Below are 2138 nucleotides of genomic sequence, written 5' to 3' on the forward strand. Positions count from 1 at the left end.
CCTCGCCCGCGGCATGAAGGTCCACATCTTTGACGTCGACACCGACCCCCAAGCGCTTGGCTGGGAGGCCAGCTTCAACCGCGCCTCCTGGGGCAAGATCGACAAACCCGCATGGCGCCACGACCAGCTCACCATCAGCGGTGCGGTCGCGGATATGGATGAGATCTACGACAGCTACGACCGCATGGAGGCTGATGGCTATGACCTCGTGCTGATCGACACCCGCCCGGGGGCCAATGCAGACACCGAGGACCTGATCCTCGCCACCGATCTCGTGCTGATTCCGACCCGGCCCGAGCAATCGGACTACTCGATTGCCGAGCGGACGCTCGAGTGGTTCGAGGACATCCTGAAAACTGTCACGCCCGACTCCCCCACCCCGGCATTGCGCACGGTGCTGACCGCAGTGCCAGCCAAGATGATCTCGGTGCTGACCGGGGATCTCGACATCGCCAGCCTGACGCCACGCGATCGCGACGCCTTGCAGGCGGTCATGAACATGCCACATGCGCTGACCGTGATCCCCAATTCGAAATACTGGCGCGAGATCGCGGCCTGGGGCCCGCTCGGCGTGGCCGCCGAGGCAGCAAACGCCCAGCCTGCCGGGCGGCTGCAGGGCGGCGCCATGCTGGACATCCTGGCCGGCGGCGACGCGCTGCTCGAAGAGCTCCTTGATGTCATCGACATGAGGGAGGCGGCAGAATGAGCGACGAGCCCACGCCAGAAAAGCGCAAGAGGTCCCGTGTCGTGCGCACCTCCCATGCGCTGCCAAATGCTGCCGAGCACGCACAGGCGAGCAGCCGGCTTGCCGGGGCCACGGCCCGCTACGCGGGCCGCGCCTCTGCCGAGCCGCAAGAGCCGAGGACTGAACACAAGACCGACGCCGACGCCAGCGCTGGCGTCTCCCCTGACTTGGCCCCGGCGGGCAAGGAAAACTCATTCGGCTCAAGGCGCCCGCAGCGGGCGCAACGGGCGCAGCCGAAGGCGGCAGCGCGGCGCGCAGCGGCGCCCGAAGAGGCCGGGGCTCCAGCGAAGAAAAACGTGCGCGGCTTCGTGGTCTGGCTGCCGGCCGACATGGCGCGGCTGGAGGCTTTGGCGCTCGGGCTTGGCACCAGCGTCGACTATCTCGAAAAGGCGCTGATGATGCAGGCACGCAAGAGATACCTGAGTCTCGATCGCGCGGCGGCGCTGCGCGACAGCAACCGTCTCAAGACGCATCTCAACCTGACGCGGACCGAGGGCAGCGGTGGGCTTTTCGTGAATGCCTATTCGGACCCCGAGATTGTCCGCGCCCTGCGCACGGAGATCGGCGATCCGCTCGATCTCATCGCCGATGCGCGGATCATCGGCGCGCTGTTCCGGCTCTACGGTCTCGACGCAGTGGCGGCTTACGAGGAGAAAGCGGCGGGATAAGCGCCGCCCTGGGCTTCTGCCCGCGGTGCCGGCTCACTCACACGGGCCGGCGAGGACCTCGCTCACATTCCAGGTCACCGCATCATGCGCGCTGACCACAGCGAATTCGGTGCTAGACCCAAGGATGGCGACCAGCGTTGCCCACGCGTCGGGATCGGCCTTCGTCTGCAGGGCGCGGCCGTCTTCGAGCTCGAACGCCGCCTGCTCGCCGGTCTGTGCCAGGACCACGATCCGCGCCGGCGCGCGCTCCTGCGGCAGGGTCACGGCGAAAGACCCGTTCGGCTGCGGGCCGAAGACACGATCCGGATCGCAGACGAGCTGCAGCGATGCGCCGGGGCCTTCGAGATCATGCACCGGCAATCCGCGCTGGAGGGTGTGAGACCAGGTCACGTCCGAGATCACCACCGGTGCAGCGCCCGCCACGGTCCCCTTCTGCGTCACGGTCTCCTGCTGCGCCTGAAGGGCGAACGGCATCAGCGTAGAGACGATGAATGCGCCGAATGATGAATGTCGCATGAAATACCCCTTTTGAGCACAAAGCGTACCTTTCTTACGCTAGGGCATCCCATCCGGAATGAAAACCGAAGCCCGCAAGCAAAACTGCATGGACAGGGCTAAGGGGCCAGCCCCTCGCGCGGTCAACAGAAATAGCCAGGGCCGTGTCCTCGGCCGAGGGCCTGCGGGCCGCACCACCCTGTCGATTTCTGCTGCCCTTGCTACCCCCG

Annotated in this window: 3 protein-coding genes; 2 read left to right on the forward strand and 1 reads right to left on the reverse strand. The window is 66.5% G+C overall.

Annotation, left to right across the window (positions count from 1 at the left end; genetic code table 11):
• Positions 1-706, forward strand: a 706-nt coding sequence (locus G0D83_RS00010) for a ParA family protein (RefSeq protein ID WP_164188489.1), incomplete at its 5' end; no start/stop codon positions are given.
• Positions 703-1413: a hypothetical protein gene (locus tag G0D83_RS00015; RefSeq protein ID WP_164188491.1), complete on the forward strand. Its 711-nt coding sequence runs from the start codon at positions 703-705 to the stop codon at positions 1411-1413. The genes G0D83_RS00010 and G0D83_RS00015, both read left to right, overlap by 4 nt.
• 33 nt (positions 1414-1446) lie before the next feature.
• Here G0D83_RS00015 and G0D83_RS00020 read toward each other — a convergent pair whose 3' ends face one another.
• Complete coding sequence (locus tag G0D83_RS00020; RefSeq protein ID WP_164188493.1) at positions 1447-1929, reverse strand: hypothetical protein; 483 nt, start codon at positions 1927-1929, stop codon at positions 1447-1449.
• Positions 1930-2138 lie beyond the last annotated feature (209 nt).

Origin of the sequence: Salipiger sp. PrR003, from assembly GCF_010500785.1 — a bacterium.
Taxonomy (GTDB): Bacteria; Pseudomonadota; Alphaproteobacteria; order Rhodobacterales; family Rhodobacteraceae; genus Salipiger; species Salipiger pacificus_A.